Annotated in this window: 17 protein-coding genes; 14 read left to right on the top strand and 3 right to left on the bottom strand. The window is 40.8% G+C overall.

Annotated features, from left to right (window positions below; genetic code table 11):
* Window positions 1–271: 271 nt before the first annotated feature.
* The 9 genes from N0M92_RS13480 to N0M92_RS13440 all read left to right on the top strand — a co-directional run bounded on the left by N0M92_RS13480 (window position 272) and on the right by N0M92_RS13440 (window position 10,393).
* Window positions 272–1,657 carry an MFS transporter gene (locus N0M92_RS13480; RefSeq protein ID WP_260286240.1) on the top strand — a complete coding sequence of 462 codons (1,386 nt, stop codon included), beginning with the start codon at window positions 272–274 and terminating at the stop codon, window positions 1,655–1,657.
* Window positions 1,658–1,740: 83 nt separating this feature from the next.
* Window positions 1,741–3,300: a histidine ammonia-lyase gene (hutH, locus tag N0M92_RS13475; protein WP_260286239.1), complete on the top strand. Its 1,560-nt coding sequence runs from the start codon at window positions 1,741–1,743 to the stop codon at window positions 3,298–3,300.
* A gap of 97 nt (window positions 3,301–3,397) precedes the next feature.
* Complete coding sequence (gene solA, locus N0M92_RS13470; RefSeq protein ID WP_260286238.1) at window positions 3,398–4,528, top strand: N-methyl-L-tryptophan oxidase; 1,131 nt, start codon at window positions 3,398–3,400, stop codon at window positions 4,526–4,528.
* A gap of 300 nt (window positions 4,529–4,828) precedes the next feature.
* The gene (locus N0M92_RS13465) at window positions 4,829–5,587 is read left to right on the top strand and encodes a LamB/YcsF family protein (protein ID WP_260286237.1); all 759 of its coding nucleotides are present in this window, start codon (window positions 4,829–4,831) and stop codon (window positions 5,585–5,587) included.
* Between the two features lie 120 nt (window positions 5,588–5,707).
* Window positions 5,708–6,847 carry an NRAMP family divalent metal transporter gene (locus tag N0M92_RS13460; RefSeq protein WP_260286248.1) on the top strand — a complete coding sequence of 380 codons (1,140 nt, stop codon included), beginning with the start codon at window positions 5,708–5,710 and terminating at the stop codon, window positions 6,845–6,847.
* Between the two features lie 71 nt (window positions 6,848–6,918).
* The gene (locus N0M92_RS13455; protein WP_192204498.1) at window positions 6,919–7,710 is read left to right on the top strand and encodes a putative hydro-lyase; all 792 of its coding nucleotides are present in this window, start codon (window positions 6,919–6,921) and stop codon (window positions 7,708–7,710) included.
* A gap of 23 nt (window positions 7,711–7,733) precedes the next feature.
* A complete protein-coding gene (pxpB, locus tag N0M92_RS13450; RefSeq protein WP_260286236.1) occupies window positions 7,734–8,489 on the top strand; it encodes a 5-oxoprolinase subunit PxpB in 756 nt (251 codons plus the stop codon).
* A complete protein-coding gene (locus tag N0M92_RS13445; protein WP_311202554.1) occupies window positions 8,486–9,481 on the top strand; it encodes a 5-oxoprolinase subunit C family protein in 996 nt (331 codons plus the stop codon). The genes pxpB and N0M92_RS13445 overlap by 4 nt, the downstream gene beginning before the upstream one ends.
* A gap of 156 nt (window positions 9,482–9,637) precedes the next feature.
* The gene (locus N0M92_RS13440; protein WP_260286235.1) at window positions 9,638–10,393 is read left to right on the top strand and encodes an IclR family transcriptional regulator; all 756 of its coding nucleotides are present in this window, start codon (window positions 9,638–9,640) and stop codon (window positions 10,391–10,393) included.
* A gap of 214 nt (window positions 10,394–10,607) precedes the next feature.
* Here N0M92_RS13440 and N0M92_RS13435 read toward each other — a convergent pair whose 3' ends face one another.
* Window positions 10,608–11,630 (bottom strand): NAD(P)H-dependent amine dehydrogenase family protein, encoded by a 1,023-nt coding sequence (locus N0M92_RS13435; RefSeq protein WP_260286234.1) that lies wholly within the window; start codon window positions 11,628–11,630, stop codon window positions 10,608–10,610.
* Between the two features lie 703 nt (window positions 11,631–12,333).
* Here N0M92_RS13435 and N0M92_RS13430 point away from each other — a divergent pair.
* From N0M92_RS13430 to N0M92_RS13410, 5 genes are all read left to right on the top strand, one after another.
* A complete protein-coding gene (locus tag N0M92_RS13430; RefSeq protein ID WP_260286233.1) occupies window positions 12,334–13,614 on the top strand; it encodes an MFS transporter in 1,281 nt (426 codons plus the stop codon).
* A 350-nt stretch (window positions 13,615–13,964) separates the two neighbouring features.
* Window positions 13,965–14,753: an SDR family NAD(P)-dependent oxidoreductase gene (locus tag N0M92_RS13425; RefSeq protein ID WP_260286232.1), complete on the top strand. Its 789-nt coding sequence runs from the start codon at window positions 13,965–13,967 to the stop codon at window positions 14,751–14,753.
* Window positions 14,754–14,998: 245 nt separating this feature from the next.
* Window positions 14,999–15,793, top strand: a complete 795-nt coding sequence (locus tag N0M92_RS13420; RefSeq protein ID WP_260286231.1) for an alpha/beta fold hydrolase — start codon at window positions 14,999–15,001, stop codon at window positions 15,791–15,793.
* A gap of 87 nt (window positions 15,794–15,880) precedes the next feature.
* Entirely contained in the window at window positions 15,881–16,129 is a 249-nt protein-coding gene (locus tag N0M92_RS13415; RefSeq protein WP_260286230.1) for a ferredoxin, read from the top strand.
* Between the two features lie 223 nt (window positions 16,130–16,352).
* Entirely contained in the window at window positions 16,353–17,345 is a 993-nt protein-coding gene (locus N0M92_RS13410; protein WP_260286229.1) for an NAD(P)/FAD-dependent oxidoreductase, read from the top strand.
* Between the two features lie 643 nt (window positions 17,346–17,988).
* Here the strand turns inward: N0M92_RS13410 and iadA are convergent.
* Both iadA and N0M92_RS13400 read right to left on the bottom strand, forming a co-directional pair.
* Complete coding sequence (gene iadA / locus N0M92_RS13405) at window positions 17,989–19,161, bottom strand: beta-aspartyl-peptidase (protein WP_260286228.1); 1,173 nt, start codon at window positions 19,159–19,161, stop codon at window positions 17,989–17,991.
* Window positions 19,162–19,197: 36 nt separating this feature from the next.
* Window positions 19,198–20,619 carry a YfcC family protein gene (locus tag N0M92_RS13400; RefSeq protein ID WP_260286227.1) on the bottom strand — a complete coding sequence of 474 codons (1,422 nt, stop codon included), beginning with the start codon at window positions 20,617–20,619 and terminating at the stop codon, window positions 19,198–19,200.
* Window positions 20,620–20,734 lie beyond the last annotated feature (115 nt).

The following is a 20,734-nucleotide window of genomic DNA, read 5'->3' as shown; positions in this document are numbered from 1 at the left end:
GGGTTGATATAAATCATAAAAAGATTACTATTTCATAATACTCTATGCTGAATTTTAGTATGAGTCTTAACCATAAAATGAAAACTACCTGTAAGCGCTGGATGTTTAACAAACATGCAGGTGTACATTCCATGTTTGGAAGGTCAGTAAAATGTCATTATTTAGTGTGAACTGAAATCCATTCATTTCATTTCAAGTTCAATACCGGAGTATTACAGTAAAATTTTTTTTGATCCATAAATCTGATAAATCAAAAAATGGAGGGGATTCTTTGAACGAACAAAAATACACGATAGACGATGCCCCATTTAAAAAGTTTCATTTTCGAATTGCTGGTCTTACCTTTGGATCAAGCTTCTGTGATGGCTATTCCCTTGGGATTATCGCGATGGCCCTGACAGTATTCGGGCCTCAAATGAATATGAATGCGATGTGGACAGGGCTGATCGGCAGTTCTGCTTTAATCGGTCTGTTTGCTGGATCTTTAATTCTTGGAAGACTTTCCGATCGTGTAGGCAGACAGAAAATCTTTCTCGTAAACTTTTTACTTATTACGGTAGCTACTATTTTACAATTTTTTGTCAGCAGTCCAGAAGAGCTGTTTATTTTACGGTTGCTAATCGGTTTTGGACTTGGAGGAGATTACGCTGTCGGTACTACTTTACTCGCCGAGTTTTCGCCAAAAAAGTACCGCTCCTCGCTCCTCGCGTCCATAAACGTAGTATGGACGATTGGATACGTAGCATCGAACTTTGTTGGTCATTATCTGGGGCAGGGTGGTTCAGACTCATGGCGTTGGATGCTTGTCAGCGCTGCCATTCCAGCTATTGTGGTTTTAATTTTAAGAATAGGAACGCCTGAATCACCAAGATGGCTTGTCAGCATGGGGCGTGTCGAAGAAGCTCGCCAAATTGTAAAAAAACACCTTGGACCGAACGTTGAAATGGGAGAAATGGCGACTGGCACTGAAAACCAAAAGACTTTAGGATTTCGTGGACTTTTCAGTAAAAAGCTTCGTAAGCGAATGGCTTTTGGCGGAATATTCAAATTAACTCTTGTTATTCCGTACTTTGCCATTTACACTTTCCTGCCGTCCATACTAAGTACAATGGGTTTTGAACAAAGCTTTTTTGCCGATACGATGCTGAATTTATTCTTGCTTGTTGGGGCAATTGTTGGTCTTTGGTTGCTTGCAAAATTTTCTCGTAGAGGGTTCACAATCGGGGCATTTACAATCCTTACAGTGTCATTGTTTTCACTCAGCTTATTACACAATAGTTCTCAATTCTTAATGCTGATAGCCTTTTTAATCTTTACTTTTTTCATGTCAGCAGCATCGAACCTTACATTAGTATACCCAGCAGAGCTTTTTCCAACTGAGATTCGTGGATCGGGAATAGGCATGGTTACGGCAATTAGTCGAATTGGTTCTGCGATTGGAACATTCCTGCTGCCTGTTTCTTTAAGTTCATTTGGATTAAGTGCCTCAATGGCAGGAATGGCAGCCATTCTGCTGGTCGGCTTGATCGTATCGATTGCTTGGGCACCTGAGACAAAATCGCTTTCACTTAATGATGCCAGTAATCCTTTACTTGAAGCGGGGCAACCTCCGATGGAAACCGATATTCCCTTTACTAAAAATGAAAAAATAACATAAGATTAATTTTCAAGCAAATAAATGAGAAGGACCAAAACTTTTTTCTCCTTCTTGATGAGTCATATGAGAGGAGATGTGTAAGGATGACAACTACTAATTGTTCACATCCTATGGATATTAAAGAGGTGGCACTAGGGGATGGTGCGATTTCGATCCAAGAGGTAATTGCGGTTGCAAGATATGGTGCAAAAGTTACTTTCACTGAGTCATATTGTGAAAGAGTAAATAAATCACGAAGCTTAATAGAAAAGTTTTTAGATGATAATAGATTGATTTACGGTGTAACGACTGGTTTTGGCAGTAATATGACAGAGGTGATTTCCCCACAGGACGCAGAAACCCTTCAACGTAATATTGTTCGTTCACATGCTGTTTCAGTAGGGGAAACTCTTGAAAAAGAAGTCGTAAGAGCCATTCAATTGATGATCCTTGTGAATTTAGGCCAGGGCTATTCAGGAGTCCGTTTACAGGTTTTAAATCTGATCGCTTCACTGCTGAATCACGATATACTTCCCTATGTTCCAGGTGAGGGGTCTGTGGGGTATCTGTCTCCTGAAGCACACATGTCCTTATTGGTGATCGGAGAGGGGCGGGCGTGGTACAATGATGAGCTTCTCCCGGGAAAGGATGCGTTAGCGCAAGCTGGATTGAAGCCAGTTACGCTTGGGTGTAAAGAAGGACTGGCTCTTATAAGCGGAACTCCTTCCGTCACTGCGATGGCCGTTCTGGCTTTATACAATAGCATGCAAGCAGCGAAAATCGCGGACATTACGGGAGCTATGTCCTTAGAAGTGCTAAAAGGTACAATAAAAGCATTTGATCCCCGTCCCCATGCATTGAAAAAACATGAGGAACAGGCAATGACAGCCAGAAATGTAACAAGGATTCTTGAAGGCAGCCAAATCATTGATACATACCAGGATCATAGATTACAAGATGCACTAAGCTTACGATGCATCCCGCAAGTCCATGGAGCGATAAAAAGAGTATTGAAAGACGCTGCTGTTTCGATTGAGAATGAAATGAATTCCGTAAGTGACAATCCTCTGATTTTTCCGGAAGAGGAAGATGGAATTGCACTAATGGCTGGAAATTTTGATGGTTCATTTGTTGGGATATACGCGGATGCGATTTCCATAGCGCTAGCAAACTTAGCAAAAATAACAGAACGCAGAATAGATCGGCTTGTAAACCATCACCTTAGTGAATTACCTAATTTCTTAGTGGTTAATCCAGGATTGAATAGTGGCTACATGATTCCACAATATACAGCTGCCGGGCTACTGAATGAAATCAGGGTGTTATCGCATCCAGCCACTATCGATAATATCCCTACATGCGCAAATCAAGAAGACGTGATAAGTTTTGCCTATTTCGCTTCGAAGAAAGCCTATCGGATTTCGAAGAAACTTGAATATATTTTAGCCATTGAACTGATGACGGCAACTCAAGCAATGGATTTTCATCTGCCATTGAAACCGTCACCGGTCACGGAGGGGGTATATCATTTAGTTCGGAGCGAAGTCCCGATGGTTGAAGAAGACCGCTTTTTCCATCCTGACATTGAAGCGGTTTATCGGCAAATTCATGAAGGAGAAATAGTGAAGCTCGTTGAAATGAAAATCGGGGAAATAGAGTTCTAAAAAAACCATGTGGAAGCCGTTTTACTTTATTTTATAAGGTAAAGTGGCTTCCTTTTTTAAAAAAGAAGGTTCATATTTAAAAGAGGAGGGATGCAAGATGCACTATGATGTAATTGTAATTGGAGCTGGATCTATGGGAATGTCTTCAGGATATTACCTTTCAAAAAAAGGACAAAAAGTATTATTAATGGATTCCTTTGCTCCTCCTCATAACAAGGGCAGCCATCACGGGGAAACAAGAATTATTAGACATGCTTATGGTGAAGGAAGGGAGTATGTTTCGTTGGCACTTAAAGCCCAAAAGCTATGGGGTGAATTGGAAAGAAATTCGGGGGAACAATTATTTCTTCCAACGGGGGTCCTGAATGCTGGAAGCGAAAATTCCACTTTCATTAAACAAGTGAAAGCGGGGGCAATGGAATATGGTTTACCTATGGAAATATTGGATTCACATGAAATTCATGATAGATGGCCTGGTATAACACTGCCAGAAGATTACATTGGGTGCTATGAATCGACTTCTGGCGTGTTGAAAAGTGAAGGGTGCATAAGTGCGTATCAACAACTTGCGAAATCTAATGGTGCCGACATCATTGTAAACAGTGAAGTAAGGAAGATAGTTGTTCATGGTGATGGGGTCACGGTTAAAACGGATGAACAGACATTCCACTCAGAATCTTTAGTGGTTGCAGTTGGGGCATGGGCGCCGAAAATACTGGGGATGTTAAATTTAGACCTACCGCTAGAACCCATTAGAAAAACATTTGCTTGGTTTCATGCAAATGAAAAATTATATAATCATAATGATTTTCCGGCTTTTTCTTTTGATACTTCGGTTGGTACATACTATGGCTTTCCTAGTATAAATGGTTCTGGTTTGAAGATAGGGAGACATGATGGAGGAAACCGTATAAATCCTGATGGCTGTATTGAAGGGTTTGGTGAATTGGATGATGATGTGGGTGATTTGTTGAAGTTTTTACGGAAATATATGCCTGATGATCAAAAAATGAAATATGGGAAAACTTGCATCTACACCATGACCCCTGATGAGCATTTTATAGTGGATAAACATCCTTATTATCCACACATTGCTATAGCAGCAGGTTTCTCTGGACACGGTTTTAAATTCAGCAGTGTCATGGGTGAAATTTTGAGTGACTTGATTATCTCCGGTACTAGCAAGGAAGATATTTCATTGTTTTCTATTAATCGATTCAATAATTGAATGTCATAATATGCTTCACACCTTAATGCCCTAATCATGGCCGTTGCTTTCTTCCAAAGGAAACAACGGCTTTTTTTATTGCTTAATATTTATGAAGAGCTCTTCTTGAATCTAACTTTAATGTTAGGTTATCTAACAAAGTATTGTCGAAATAATTAGAATATGATAGAATAAGAATATTCCGAAATGTGAAACTCGAATTCCGAATTTCGGAACTAGTAGTATTGAGTGAATGAATGAGTACCTACATATTCATATGGATTATTTACTGAAATTTTCGTTAATAAAGGAGAAGGTCGTATGAACACGGTTGATTTGAATTGTGATTTAGGAGAAAGTTTTGGCGCTTACCGTATTGGTAATGATCAAGAGATTTTGGATTATGTAACATCTGTCAATGTAGCTTGTGGATTCCACGCTGGTGATCCGACCGTCATGAGAAAAACGGTTCAGCTTGCTTTGGGGAAAAATATAAAAATCGGAGCCCACCCAGGTTTACAGGATTTAATAGGATTTGGAAGGCGCAATATGAATATTTCACCACAGGAAGCTTATGATATTGTTGTCTATCAAATTGGTGCATTAAATGGCTTTCTGCAATCCGAAGGCGGAAGTATGCAGCATGTGAAACCGCATGGGGCTTTGTACAATATGGCCGCAAAGAATAAAGAGTTATCCATGGCCATTGCCGAAGCGGTATATAAAGTGAATCCCGAGCTTATCTTATTTGGTTTGTCAGGCAGTGAATTAATACGTGCCGGACAGGCTATCGGATTGCAAACCGGGAGTGAAGTATTTGCCGATCGTACCTACCAGCATGATGGTTCATTGACTTCCCGATTGGAAAAGGGCGCATTGATCGAAAACGATGATGATGCCGTTGCGCAAGTCATTCGCATGGTGAAGGAGGGAAAGGTTCTGTCTCAACAAGGCTCGGATGTGGCTTTAAAAGCAGATACCATTTGTATTCATGGGGACGGGGCACATGCTTTATCCTTTGCTCGGCATGTTAAAGAGTCTTTACAATTATCTGAAATAACAGTCAAGTCCTTTTCTTGAAAATTCAAAACCATCAGGAGGTAGTTTCCATTGGAGCCAATTAAAAATACAACAGCACAGGAAAAGAATCCAAATAAGCCAAAAACAAACCGCACTTTATTGTTAGGTGCAGCATTCCTAATGGCAACGTCGGCAATAGGACCCGGTTTTTTAATGCAAACAACCGTTTATACCCAAAGTCTTGTGGCAAGTTTCGGATTCGTCATTCTTATATCGGTCATTCTTGATATATTTGCCCAAACAAATGTATGGCGCATTATTGCTGTTTCTGAAAAACGGGGGCAAGAAATTGCAAACATGGTCCTACCTGGGTTGGGCTATGTACTGGCAGCCCTGATCGTTTTGGGCGGGCTGGCATTTAATATTGGAAATATCGCAGGAGCTGGATTAGGTCTGAATGCGATGACGGGAATATCCCCCACGACCGGGGCTGCAATAAGTGCAGTCATCGCCGTACTGATTTTTGTAGTGAAAGAAGCAGGAAAAGCGATGGACCGTTTTACGCAAATTGCCGGATTTTTCATGATTTGTTTGATGGTTTACGTTGCTTGGACAACCTCTCCTCCAGTCGGGGAAGCGGTAGTGAGGACTTTTGCACCTGATAAAATCGATATTATAGCAATTGTAACGTTAGTAGGTGGTTCTGTAGGTGGCTATATTACCTTTGCAGGGGGACACCGTCTCTTGGATGCAGGCGTGAAGGGCGTTGACTCATTACCACAGGTCACGAAGAGCTCGGTAATGGGGATACTCATAACGACGGTCATGCGTGTTGCCTTATTTCTAGCCGTATTGGGCGTTGTATCGAAAGGTTTACAAATTAATCCCGATAACCCTGCAGCATCCGTTTTTCAACTCGCAGCTGGTAATGTAGGATATAAAATCTTCGGTATCGTCATGTGGGCAGCCGCAATAACATCAGTAGTCGGAGCGGCCTATACTTCCGTTTCTTTTATCAGAACATTCAGCGAAAAAATTAATAAGAAGGCGAACTGGATAATCATTTGTTTTATTGTCGTTTCGACCATTTGCTTTCTATTAATTGGTAAACCGGTTAAAGTGCTGCTAGTAGTCGGGGCCATTAATGGACTCATTTTACCAATTGCTCTTGGAACATTGCTAATTGCTGCATATAAGAAAAACATCGTGGGTGATTATAAGCATCCTTTATGGCTAACGATTTCCGGTGTGTTCGTGGTAGTCATCATGGCGTTAATGGGCGTATATACATTAATGAAACAACTGCCCGCACTTTTTTAATGATTAATGAACGAATATCCATTAAATATAGGTTGAAGTGTTTGCTAGTTCAAAATAGGAGATGAATACTAATGATCGATCTTTCCCAAGCTACCCCGGCTGAGTTGCGTTCCATGATTCGAAACAATGAATTGATTAAACCGACTGCCGGCATGGCTAACGGTTATGCACAAGCGAACTTAGCCATCTTAAAAAAAGAACATGCTTTTGATTTTTTATTATTCTGTCAGCGCAACCCTAAATCCTGTCCATTGCTGGACGTTACGGAAATTGGTTCACCTATTCCCGCATTTGCAGCAAAGTCTGGGGATATACGCACCGATATACCTAAATATAGGGTATATAAATATGGAGAATTAGTGGAAGAAGTAACGGATATCTCAAACTACTGGGAAGACGATATGGTTGGATTTTTGATCGGGTGCAGCTTTACATTCGAACACGCCCTTTTGAATAATGATATATCGATACGCCATATTGAAGAGGGATGCAATGTACCTATGTATAAAACCAATATTCCATGCATTGAAGCAGGGATCTTTCATGGGAAAATGGTAGCTAGCATGAGGCCGATTCCACAAAAGGATGTAGTGAGGGCAGCTCAAGTGACATCGCGGTTTCCAGCAGTTCATGGGGCTCCAATCCATATTGGTGACCCTGAAGCGATCGGTGTTTCCAGCATTCAGCATCCCGATTTTGGAGATCCGGTCACGATTCGTGATGGGGAAGTCCCGGTTTTTTGGGCATGTGGTGTAACGCCGCAATCCATTGCTATGGAGACCAAACCGGAGATCATGATCACGCATGCACCTGGACATATGTTCATTACGGACATTCGTGATGAAAAATTAGGAGTTTTATAACTGACAGAAAGAGATGATTCCCTATGCCGGAAAAGCTATTGAATATAACTGCATGTACACTTTCTCCATTGGGCGATTCCGCGATCGTGATTACATTCGGGAATGGAATGGAATACAGCATACACAAAAAAATAAAATTGTTAATGGATTTACTTGAAGATGAACCTTTTGCAGGATTTATAGAATGTGTACCTGCTTTTACCAATTTGACGGTGTTTTATGACCCACTTGTTGTTTATAAGGATCATAAACAAAGCAAGAATACGGAAATATCTCCTTATGAAGTGGTCCGTTCCATCCTGGAAAGGAAATTAAAGAGTTTAAAAGAAACTAAGAAACTCTCACATCGAACAGTTTCCATTCCCGTGTGCTATGGGAAGGAATATGGACCGGATTTGGAATATGTTGCCCGTTATAATGATTTGACTACTGATGAAGTCATTCACATTCATTCAACCAGGGAGTATTTGGCCTATATGATCGGGTTCGCACCTGGTTTCCCGTTTCTTGGCGGAATGTCGGAAGAAATCGCGACACCTAGGCGTTCCTCTCCCCGAATGACCATTCCGGCAGGGGCAGTAGGAATCGCCGGTATGCAAACGGGTGTATATCCTATATCAACACCTGGTGGATGGCAATTGATCGGACAGACGCCATCCAAACTATTTTTACCAAATGTAAATCCTCCAAGTCTATTACGAGCAGGAGACATTGTGAAGTTCCATCCGATTTCGGATCAAGAATATAAAGAAATGATCCTTAAGGAGGGATTACAGTGAGCCTGCGTATAATCAAACCGGGATTATTGACTAGTATACAGGATCTTGGAAGAAAAGGATTTCAGCAACATGGGGTGATTGTAAGCGGGGCAATGGATGGACATTCTTTACGAATTGCCAATATGTTGGTTGGCAATGAAGAAGGAGAAGCGGCATTGGAAATTACTTTAATGGGTCCGACCATTAAAATCGAGAAGAATTGCCTGATTTCGATAACGGGTGGAAATTTATCACCTACAATTGATAATCAGTCTGTACCGATGTGGAAACCTATTCTAGTGAAAAAAGGATCGATTCTTCGCTTTGAAGGATGTAAATCAGGTTGCAGGGCGCACTTATCAGTGTCGGGTGGCTTCGCCATTCCTGAAGTTATGGAGAGTAAAAGCACCTATCTAAGGGCTGGGATTGGCGGCTATATGGGGAGGGCATTAAAGGCTGACGATGTCTTGGAGTTTAATGAACCTTCGAAAATTATTGGTGATCGGGCGTTCAAAGGTTCATTTTCCTTCCCAATGTGGTTTGTCAATGAGAAGGAGTTCATGCCAGGAGGAAAACCTCTCATCCGTTTCATCGATGGAAGCCAATATGAAAGTTTCACAGATTCAAGTAAAGATAGTTTTGTAGCGGGGGCATTTAAAGTTTCCAATCAATCCGACCGCATGGGATATAGATTATCAGGACCGACACTGGAATTAAAGGGTAATGGGGAATTATTATCTGAAGCGGTCACAAATGGGTCCGTTCAGGTTCCTCCTGATGGAAACCCGATCATTCTCCTTGCGGATAGCCAAACAACGGGTGGATATCCTAAGATAGCACAGGTGATCACTGCAGATTTACCAATTATCGCACAGGTCAAACCAGGTGAATCCATTCAGTTCTCACGGGTGAACTTAAAGGAGGCTGAAAAGCTTTTGCTGCAAAAAGAACGGCAATTGAAGGAATTGCAAGCTTCGATTTCCTTAGCCCTGAACAAGTGGCTGGATAGATAATTCCGGTCGCAAACGATGAGAAAGTACTCTTTAAGAGGCTTTCCTTTTTTGTTCCCGCTTAAATATATATTTTACTGAAGGTATTACATCCTTTCCTCCATGTTTTATAATAGAATGATAGTTAAGGAAAACATGTATCATGAAAGGAGACAATATATGCAGGCACATAACAAAACCGTCGTGAAATCCATGCAAATCCTAACCCTTTTCATAAATCATCCGAAACTGACTTTTAATGAAATGATGGAACTTTCCAATTTGCCGAAAACGTCGTTACATCGTATGGTGGGATCATTGGAGGAAATGGGGTTTTTAACAAAGGACGATGATGGCCATTATTCACTTGGACTGATATTCCTGCAGTTTGGCCAACTGGTAGGGGAGCGTTTGGATATCAGGTCTATCGCCTATCCCATCATGAAAGACCTTCGGGATGATGTTGAAGAAGCAGTGAATTTAATTGTGAGGGATAAGGATGAAGCGATGTATATTGAAAAGGTGGACACCCTGCATCCTGTTCGCCTTTATACATCCATTGGAAGACGTTCACCATTGTACGCTGGCGATTCTCGAATCATCTTAGCGTATTTGCCGGAAGAAGAGCGGGAAAATTATTTGGGAAGCGTTCAATTAAAAACAATCGCCATTGGAACGATAACGGATAAAACTAAACTCCGTCATGCTTTGGATGAAGCGAGAGTGGATGGTTACACGATAACTTCATCTGAACTTGAGGATTATACAAAAGCGGTGAGTGCACCGATACTCAATGGTAAAGGTCAAATAGTAGCCGGTATTAGTGTGGCTGGGATTGAAGCAAGATTTCAGGAAGATCGCTTGCCTGAATTGATTGATAAAGTAACGAAAGCAGCCAAGGCCATTTCCGTGAAACTGGGTTCTCAAACACATTAATGAAAATGGAAAAATCATGTCATTTTCGGAATATATTTTCCTAGAATAAGATAATGTACATAAGATAATGGATTCTATATGCAGGAAGCAGAGCCACCGCATTTGGTGGTTTTTTTGCATGCAATACTATCTGAGCCAGGACGAAAAGGTGAACCATTCGCGGTTCACCTTTTTTAATATAGTAAGACTTATACGAAAGAGTGTTGGTTAGCCATTAAATATGCACAAAGTCAGATTGATTTATATTTCTCGGCACCCCGATGTCAGCCATTGTAAGTAAACCTGGTTTACGGAGGGCATCCATTTGTTTAGCGGTATTGATAATCATCGCAGCGGTTGCGGTATCTCCAAAAATTCCATTGGGAACAATCAGCCTTTGGGTTTCGTTCCCATCAATAACGATTTCATCTTCTTGTTTAATACCTGCAGACATCGTTAAATCCAAGGAAATTTCCTTTCCGTCCAGGGTCTTGCCCGTGGAGATTTGATGAAGCCCATTAACATCCCCAGGTTTTATAGTAGTTAGCGGAACGGTCATATTTTCGCTTGCAATCGTTGGTTCAATGGTATTGACAACACTTGATAGTTCCCAATTCAGCCCATAAGCGATTAACCTAACAGACTCCTCAAGACCTACATGCCCAATTTTATCCCGCTCAGCTAAAAATTCAAACTCTTCTCTGGTCATCCCGATTCCGACCTTTTTTTGTAAGGGGAGGCGCCTTTTCGAAACATCAACTTTACGATTGACCTTGATTTGGTTAACCGAGGTCAATACTGTTGTAAAAGAAATGGCCATAGTATCCATGATGTAACCTGGATTGATTCCGGTCCCAATGACACTAAGCCCTTTTGCTTTAGCATAATCATCTATTTCCTTTGAAAGTTGAGGGTAGCGATGCCAAGGGAAAGAAAGCTGTTCACAGGTGGAAACCACTGAAAAGCCGTGATCTAGAAGCTCTTTGATCTGGGGCCAAACTTGTTGTGCGTTGGAACCGGTTGCATGTAATGCGATAGGGTGGTCAGCTTCAGTATTTACTTCTTGTATATGGGAGACTACAAACTTGTTCGTTTCCTTTTCATTGATTAGTAAGCCAATATCCTTTCCTGCCTTTTCAGGATCAATATCGACAACACCGATAATCGATTGAGGATTCGTTTGATAAGCACTGCGTAGAATTTCAATACCGATGGGACCCAGCCCGAATACTGCGAATTCAGAAAATTGCATTGTCATTCATCTCTCATCCTTTCAAATAACTTATAACAAAATGCTAACATTGAGTGATAAATAATAAAAATAGTTAATTTTTATATATTTATAAAGAATCGTTATAAAAGGAAATAAGGCAATGAATGAGGGGATATAATGGAGAACCATAATTCAACGGTGCTACCCATCGAAGGGGTTGTGGAATTGCAGTTGACGAATCATATGCTTTATCACCTCAAGCAGCATATATTGGGGTGTTAGACAGGAATCCAAGGTTATTTCCTTTGGAGATACCGCCATACTGTTCCCATTTAAAACCTTTTACTTGAAAGGATCTAGACTAAGTAGATCTTCAGTCCGTAGCATCCCTGGATTTTTTGACATGATGGACATTTTCTGCTTCGGTTAATGAAGTTTCAAAAAAAATTATTGAGTTGCATTAATTAAGGCTCGGTTAAGGTGTTGTTTCGGGGTGTTTTCATCGAAACAACACCTTATTTAGTTCTGTATATAAAACTACTTTTTCTGTTGGAAAAATATAAATCTGAATATTATTGACTATTATGAAAATTCAATATAACATTAAATATCGGTAACATTGTTTTTTATATAAAACAATAGTTGTGCTGACTTTTGAAAGGGGGAGTTGATGAAGTTTAATCGACATTTTCTATATTGAAATCATGAAAACGCATTCAAAAGATCCTGTTAAAAGGGGGGAAATAACATGTTACAAGGTCAAAAAAGATGGCTGTACATTGCGATTCCTATTTTTTTCTTCTGGTTTTTCGGGCAGATTGATAAAGTAGGTATCTCTGTTATCCAAACCGATCCGGGATTCTTAAGTGATCTTGGTTTAACTGGCCTGGATAAAAATGCAAAAATTGGCTTGATCTCCTTTATATTCATGATTTCATACTCCTGTTCCAACATTTTTTGGGGAGTTATTATCGACAAGTTAGGGGCAAGGAAAACAGCCGTTTTGGGTTTACTGGTATGGACAGCGACAATGGTCATGGGAGGACTGTCCACTTCATACGAAATGTTTTTGATTAGTAGGGTCATCCTCGGAATTGGGGAAGGTATGATGATCCCGATATCGGGTAAATTCATTTCGAATTGGTTTAATAAACGAGAGCTAGGAAGGGCACAGTCATTCTGGATTACAGGTAACTACCTTGGCCCGGCAGTGGGTACTGTTATGCTCATTCTAATTATTTCAACGCTTCATTGGCAGGCAGCGTTCTTTGCTCTCGCCGCCTTTAACTTGTTAATAAATATTCCAATGTTCCTGTTCTTGACTCGTAATACGCCAGAAGAACATCCACGCATGAGTAAAGAAGAAGTCTCCTATATTCGCCAAAAAGACGAAGCGGATGTTGTTCAGCCGAAACAATTCTTTGCAAAGGATTATCGTTATTGGATTGTTTGGTTCGGCAATTTGATGTCGTCCTTTCTATTCTTTGGAATCAGTATTTGGCTGCCTACATATCTCGTTGAGGCCAAAGGCTTTGAAAGGGAAGCAATGACTGGCATTACTTCATTATCGTGGCTATTCGCGCTCGGATTTGTCCTGGCTGGCGGATTTCTGGCGGACAAAACGAAGCGCCCGAGTTTGCTTGCGACGATTCTGTTCATACTGACAGCTATATTTTTGACAATCGCTGTCATTGCACCAAATCCCATTTTTGCCGGCGTTTCCATGGGGCTCGCAATGGGAACTCAGGGTGGAATGTTCCATCTAACCAATTTCTTCATCATCAAGTTTTCAACGCCTGAAACAGCGGGTCGCGCAGCCGGTTTAATGGGGTTCACAAATATTATGGGTGGATTTTCAAGCTATATTATGGGGTGGAGCCGCGATATGTCCGGAGGTGATTTTGGTCCATCCATTGCCATGCTGATCGTAGCAGCCATTCTCGGGTTTGTGGCGTACTTGTTTATGATTAAACAAGAAGTTGCCGAATATCACCTAAGTAATACGACAGGAAACAAATTAACTTTATAGAGAGCAAAAAGTTAATATAATACTTTTTTTAGTAGGGTTTCTCAGTAAGAAGGGCGTTGGATTCTTACTGAGAAATCATAATAAAATCTTGAATGCTCATTGAAGGGTACATAGGAGTAAGGATAACCATAGATTGATAGAGAACAAGTAACGTTTTTTCCCGAACGATGGCTTCAGCTTTTTTTGCAGCTTACATTGACAATAAAGCGATTACATTTTAGAATTGTTTATATATAAAAACATAGTTTTGTATATAAAACAAATTATACTAGCGTACAAGACCGTTTACTTGAATGGATCTTTGGATAACCGTTCATCACGGCTGAAAAATAACAGAAGGGGTGGAGACAATGGGTATGGCCTTAAAAGATAAAGTCGTATTGATTACAGGGGGAGCTTCTGGAATAGGGGAAGCTGTCACACGCCGTTTTATACAAGAAGGAGCAAAAGTAAGCATTATCGGCCGTTCTATAGACACGTTAGCGAAAATGAAAGAAGAATTTGGCGAAAATATCCTTACTTATCAGGGAGATGTAAGCAAATACGAAGACAATGAGCAAGCGGTCCAAGCTACTGTTGAGCAATTCGGAAAGTTAGATGTTTTCGTTGCGAATGCCGGCGTGTTCGATGGATTTGCCAAATTTGCCGATGTGACTCCTGAGGCGCTTTCCGAAGCATATGATTTCCTTCTCAATATTAACGTAAAAGGCTCTTTTTTCGGGGCTAAAGCCGCTCTTGAAGAACTGAAAAAAACAAATGGCAATATTATTTTTACCGTATCCGGTGCAAGTTTTTATCCAGATGGCGGCGGCGTTTGGTACACAGCGAGCAAACACGCCCAAATTGGATTGATGCGCCAGCTTGCGTTCGAACTATCTCCTTCCATTCGAGTAAATGCGGTAGCCCCAGGGGGGACATTGACAGCACTCACGGTGATTCCACCGCTGCGCCCATTTGTGAAAATCGTCGATAATGATACGAAAGCAAGCAGCATTAAAAAACGGAATATTCTTCAACTTGCCCAGATGCCGGAAGATCACGTTGCGGCGTATGTATTGTTAGCTTCTGACGAATCACGCGCGATCACCGGTGAAATCATTTCCAGCGACGGCGGATTGTCAGTGCGAGGACTTGGCTAAGCTGGCACAGTTTTTGAATATTGTTTAAGTTAAGTTGTAAGGTGGGAACGGAAGTCGATTTTCCTGTTTATCTTCAAGAAAAAGGAAGCACTTTCTTAATCAAATCAAAACGAAAGCTTTTTCCAGGCGAAATATTAATTTAGTAAATCATTTGCTAGTTTAAGTAAATATATTTCAAGTTATTACAGCTTTCAAAACTGTATTGTTAAAAGTTATGCCAAAAACAAATAAGGGGGACTGATAGCATGCCATACGTAAAAGTAGAAGATTTAAGCATTCATTATGAAATAGAGGGCACTGGAGAACCTTTAGTTTTATTACATGGTATGAGCAATAATTCACAGTCTTGGAAGGAACAGATCCAGGAATTAAGGGAGCATTATACAGTAATTGCATGGGATGCCCCGGGTTATGGGAAAAGTTCAGATCCAGCAGAAGAATTTAGAAGTTTTAAAGAGTTCGCGCGTATTCTTAACGGCATGATGGATCAGCTAAAGTTGGAAAAAATCCATCTGCTCGGCCATTCAATGGGAGCGGCAATTGCGATAGAGTACTGTAGCCTGTACCCAGATAAGATTAAAAAACTAATATTAGCCGATTCGACAAGAGGGGCTGCTGCTCTAACCCCGGAAGAGAATGAGACGAAATTGAAAAATCGATTATTTTCAATTGAAAACCAATCTACTGAGGAGATAGCGGAAAAGAGGATACATGCACTGCTATCCCCCCATGCTTCAGAAAAAGTCCATACACGAGTAAAAGAGATTATGACACAGATAAGATCAGCAGGATATCGTTCGGTAGCATATTCACTTTATCATCTAAATCAAATGAAATCGTTATCTCATATAGATGTTCCTGTTCTTGTAATTTGCGGTGAGTTGGATACTGTGACTCCTATTAAGGAGTCGGAAGCAATTCATGAAGAGTTAATAAACTCCCGGCTAGTGATAATTCCAGAAGGCGGTCACCTGTGCTACCAGGAAAATCCTGAAAAGTTTAATTCAAGCATTTTGGAATTTTTGAACGATATTGAGTAAGGAAAAAACGAATTCGATTGCTTAAGGCTTCTCTAAATGCCTTAGGAAAAAAAGGGTTTAGATTATAGAGAGGAATGGAAAGTGAAAATGGCTAATTTTACAATCGTGGATAAAGAAACTTGTATTGCTTGCGGAGCTTGTGGTGCTTCAGCTCCGGATATTTATGATTACGATGAAGAAGGTATTGCGTATGTTATATTGGATAATAATGTCGGGGCAGCGATTATACCTGAAGAACTCGAGGAAGATATGATAGATGCTTCAGAAGGATGTCCAACCGATTCTATAAAAGTGGCTCAAGTATCCTTTGATGGTAACCCTAATAAATTTGAATAATAAATGAGGGCGTTTCTACTGATTATAGATTTAAAGATTTTAAAACTAAGGAAATTGAAGTCACTAGTTTGTTGAAAGGATGGATATTTAACCGATCTTATCCATCATTATTAGAAGGGAAAAAGGAAGAAATACTTGTGGAAACATTACAAGTCAATCCCTTACAACCAGTAGATCATGTTCAGTATGAACTACCAACTTAGAAAAACAAGGAGTGATTACATTGACAGAAGATAAGAAGGTCTATGACATAACAATTATTGGTGGCGGCCCAGTTGGTTTGTTTACGGCGTTCTATGGCGGAATGAGGCAAGCAAGGGTGAAAATCCTTGAAAGTCTTCCTCAATTGGGAGGACAGCTTTCGGCTCTTTATCCGGAAAAATTCATTTATGATATAGCTGGATTTCCAAAAGTAAGGGCGCAGGAATTGATAGAGAATTTAAAAGAACAAATGAAAGTATTCGAACCAACCATTTGTCTTGAAGAAGCAGTTGAACAGATGGAAAAGCAAGCAGACGGAACATTTAAGATCACCACAAACCTCGATACTCATTTTTCTAAATCAGTAATCATTACTGCTGGAAATGGAGCCTTTCAACCCCGTAAACTGGAATTGGAAGATTCAACACAGTTCGAAAATAAGAATTTGCATTATTTCGTGAATGATATGAACCGATTTAAAGGAAGAAAAGTGGCGATTCTAGGCGGTGGGGATTCTGCTGTTGATTGGGCCCTTATGTTAGAGCCGATTGCTGAAAAGGTAACATTGATTCACAGAAGAGATAAATTCCGTGCCCATGAACATAGTGTAGAAAAATTAGTGAATTCCTCCGTTGAGGTCAAAACACCTTATATTCCCTCCGAACTGGTTGGCGCAGATCAAATTACTCAAATTGTTTTAGAGCATACAAAGACTCAACAAAAAGAAGTGGTTGACGTAGATGATTTAATTATTAATTACGGCTTTGTCTCTTCTCTTGGAGCGATTAAAGAATGGGGTCTAAACATCAATAAAAATGCAATTATCGTAAATTCCAAACAAGAAACAAACATTTCAGGCATTTACGCGGCCGGGGATATTTGTACGTATGATGGAAAGGTTAAATTAATTGCTTCCGGATTTGGTGAAGGTCCTACGGCAGTTAATAATGCCAAAGCCTATATTGACCCCATGGCGAAAGTTCAGCCATTGCATAGTACTTCCTTATTTGGTTGATATATTTGGCATCAAGACTCTTCTGAAGAAATGAAAGTACGTAGCGAGAATCCAGAATAAAAAGTGATGGATAGGGGTCTCGATAGTCCTGATTTTGGATGGAGATGAAACTTAAAGCAGAAAACGGGGCTTTACAGGTTTTGTTGCCTTATGAACTAACAGATTGATAGTTCAGCAAAGGAGACAGGCCAAGATGACTGAAAAATAAAAGTCGAATTCCTTCACGGTTAGGAATTCGACTTTTTAGTTTGTTTAAGTAACGCCCCTATAGCGATTCTTCACAATATTAAACTTTGTAAGTAAAAGATAGAAATGATCATGCTTGTTAATGGCGAATAGTGGGTTGACCTCTAACGACATCCACGGTAATTCTGCCACGACATCGGGCGGTTCGGTTATACCTTGTGAAATAAGATTCCATTGCCCCTGCGATGGCTGAAACAAATAATTTAAGAGCTGAATCAATCGGAACAACAAAATATTCATAATGGCCAGTGATCATGCTTTTTAACCATTGCATGGATATGGTTAAACTAGGATGGACTTCTGCGAAATACGGATCAAAGGATAGGTGATACTTATTACGAAATCTTAAACAATGCGAGTCGTGAAAATTTTTCGATAACGGGTATCTTGTCCAAACTCATTCAAATGTTCCTTTTATCAAAGGAATGCCCTTTTCTACCATAACTTGTCCTCTTGCCATTACCGTGCTGATTGCCAAAGTTTCCTTTTGCAATAGTACGATATCTGCATCCTTCCCTGTTTGGATACTGCCCTTGTTTGATAGTTTCAGCACTTGTGCGGGATTCGCGGTGATGACCTTCAGTGCCGTTTCAAGGGGGATTCCTTCTTCTAAAACAGAATCACGCACTTCCTGATATAGCGAAGATACTTTTCCCACTTGAAGGCCTGCATACTCCCCATGGGTGTTGAAAAACGGAAGGCTGGCCTGTCCGTCTGAAGAGAAGGTTATGTGTCCGACTGGTATCCCTTCTTCAAGCATTATCCGCAAGGCAATGCTGCACTTCACTTCGCCATCATCCAGAAACTGTGGAATGGTGCTTGTTGTAAAGTCTACGTACCCGCCGCGTTTGGCGTAATCAATTCCTACCTTGAATAATTCTTCATTTCGGTTGATATGTGTCGGATGGAGCTGCCGAATCGGAATGTTGGTTTTATCAGCAATTGCATGTAACAACGAGAGCTCACCATCTCCGTCTCCTACATGAACTTCTAAAATACCTGCTTTTCCTGACAGAATACCGCCGTTGCGTGCCGCTGCGGCGATTTTGGTCAATTCTTCAAAAGTGGGTTCTGATGATCTATGGTCGGAGATGGCAATCTCCCCTACACCGATGATTTTGTCGATGAGAATAAGGTCATCTTCGATTTTCTCTGTCAATGTTTTTACTGGCACTTGGTAGGAACCTGTATGAATGAAACAGGAAATACCCTCTTCTTCAAGCGCCCGGGCCTTTGCAAGCAGGCTTTCCATTCTACGCGTAGTTCCGTCTGTACCGAGCAAGCCAACCAGCGTTGTAATGCCGGAAGTCGTAATATCCGTAAGCATCAGCTCAGGGGTGCGGGTTTTGAATCCGCCCTCACCGCCTCCGCCAATAATATGAACATGTGAATCTATGAAACCTGGAACAACTAAAAGATTGGTCGCATCAATGATATGAATAGGAGCGAAGTTGTCAGGAATCTCGATCCTGTCATCGATGAATGCAATTTTATCATTTGTGATCAAAACGTCTTTCCGTCCTAAGTAATTGGGTGAGTATATCTCGCCATTTTTGATTAAAGTAAGCAATGTGTTTTTCCTCCTGTGATTAATTCATGATTTTTATCAGAATGGACCATATCCGATGAAGTGAGCCATGATGACGGCTATTAATCCGATGAGATATTGAATGAGTACCAGGGGCAGAATCCACTTCGCCCATTTTGTCCAAGGTATTCCTGCAATTGCCAAGCCTGCCATCAAGGTGGTAGCGGTCGGGAAAATCATATTTCCAATTCCGTCCGCAAAAGAGAAAGACAACACTGCTGTTTGGCGTGTAATACCCAATAAGTCTGCGAGCGGAACCATAATTGGCATGGTCAACATCGCATGACCGGTGCCGGAAGCTAGAATAAAATGAATGAGAGTTTGGAAGCTGTACATGCCGGCAACGCTTAAATAGGCCGGAATATGCTGAATAGCTTCAGATAGTTGATGGAGCATAGGGTCGACGATATGTCCCTCATTCAATACAACAAGAATGGCGCGTGATACGCCAATAATCAAAGCACCGCCCAGCAAGGCTGCAGATCCATTGGTAAAAGAGCTGACGATGTGATCCGCAGACAATTTTCCGATGATTCCAATGACAATTGTCAATACAATGAATAGGGCAGCGATTTCCGTCATGTACCATTGGAACTTAATGACTCCAAATGCCAAAATGATGTAGTTAATTAAGAAACTGCCTAAGATGAACTTATGTCTCGCTGTTAACTTCACACTTGATTGCAGCAGTTTTTTCGATTCTTCTTTTGTATATTTTCCATAGATTCCGATGGAAGGATTATTCTTTACCTTCATTGCGTAACGATGGATATAAAGAACGGAAACAAGGTAGACGATAATAAATAAAATAAGGCGCAACCCTATTCCTGAGAACATCGGCAATTCAGCAATTCCTTGCGCAAGTCCTACTGTGAATGGATTCATGATGGCAGTCGTGAATCCCGACAATGCCCCAACAATGACGATGGCGGTTCCTGTAATTGTATCGAATCCGAGAGCCAACGCCAGCGGAATGATAAGAGGGAGATATGCCAGTGTTTCTTCCGCCATTCCCATTAAGGAGCCGCCTACAGCAAAAAACAGCATCACGACAGGAATTAATAGCTTTTCACGTGTCGCCAACTTCCGAGCCATTGTGGCGATCAGCACATCAACCGTCCCTGTTGCTCTTAAAACACCGAAAAACCCTCCGATAATCAATAAGAAAAAGATGATATTGCCGGCTTCAACCATTCCTGTGTGAATAGCTTTTATCATATCGAACAATTCCACCGGTGTAGATTCTATCCATTTAAAAGAAGTGGCGTCAACAGTTGTCCGTCCATCTGCTTCGATCCGTGTATATTCCCCGGCCGGCAAAATGTAAGTAAATAGAGTTGCTATGGCGAGAATGCAGAGCAGCAATACAAAAACATTGATTTTTCTCTCTTTTTCCCCCGCTGTTTCCAGCAAAACAGCTTTCTCTTCTAATCGGCTCATAAGTGTCTCTCCTTTGTAATAAAATGAGTGCATGAAACTAATCCGCTTACAAAATATTGCCGGCCTATCACCTTTCATCTGTTTTTCTAGTATTCTGCTTTTTCCTCCTTTTCAA

Source organism: Peribacillus aracenensis (assembly GCF_025175645.1).
GTDB classification, from domain to species: domain Bacteria; phylum Bacillota; class Bacilli; order Bacillales; family DSM-1321; genus Peribacillus; species Peribacillus aracenensis.
The sequence above is the reverse complement of the archived record's forward strand: the minus strand, read 5'-3'. Positions and strand labels throughout refer to the sequence as shown.

Bases quoted from the DNA above. Each gene is read 5' to 3' on its own strand.
- hutH (WP_260286239.1), top strand. From the start codon at position 1,741: ATGACAACTACTAATTGTTCACATCCTATGGATATTAAAGAGGTGGCA.
- solA (WP_260286238.1), top strand. From the start codon at position 3,398: ATGCACTATGATGTAATTGTAATTGGAGCTGGATCTATGGGAATGTCT.
- N0M92_RS13465 (WP_260286237.1), top strand. From the start codon at position 4,829: ATGAACACGGTTGATTTGAATTGTGATTTAGGAGAAAGTTTTGGCGCT.
- N0M92_RS13460 (WP_260286248.1), top strand. From the start codon at position 5,708: ATGGCAACGTCGGCAATAGGACCCGGTTTTTTAATGCAAACAACCGTT.
- N0M92_RS13455 (WP_192204498.1), top strand. From the start codon at position 6,919: ATGATCGATCTTTCCCAAGCTACCCCGGCTGAGTTGCGTTCCATGATT.
- pxpB (WP_260286236.1), top strand. From the start codon at position 7,734: ATGCCGGAAAAGCTATTGAATATAACTGCATGTACACTTTCTCCATTG.
- N0M92_RS13440 (WP_260286235.1), top strand. From the start codon at position 9,638: ATGCAGGCACATAACAAAACCGTCGTGAAATCCATGCAAATCCTAACC.
- N0M92_RS13435 (WP_260286234.1), bottom strand. From the start codon at position 11,630: ATGACAATGCAATTTTCTGAATTCGCAGTATTCGGGCTGGGTCCCATC.
- N0M92_RS13430 (WP_260286233.1), top strand. From the start codon at position 12,334: ATGTTACAAGGTCAAAAAAGATGGCTGTACATTGCGATTCCTATTTTT.
- N0M92_RS13425 (WP_260286232.1), top strand. From the start codon at position 13,965: ATGGGTATGGCCTTAAAAGATAAAGTCGTATTGATTACAGGGGGAGCT.
- N0M92_RS13420 (WP_260286231.1), top strand. From the start codon at position 14,999: ATGCCATACGTAAAAGTAGAAGATTTAAGCATTCATTATGAAATAGAG.
- N0M92_RS13415 (WP_260286230.1), top strand. From the start codon at position 15,881: ATGGCTAATTTTACAATCGTGGATAAAGAAACTTGTATTGCTTGCGGA.
- N0M92_RS13400 (WP_260286227.1), bottom strand. From the start codon at position 20,619: ATGAGCCGATTAGAAGAGAAAGCTGTTTTGCTGGAAACAGCGGGGGAA.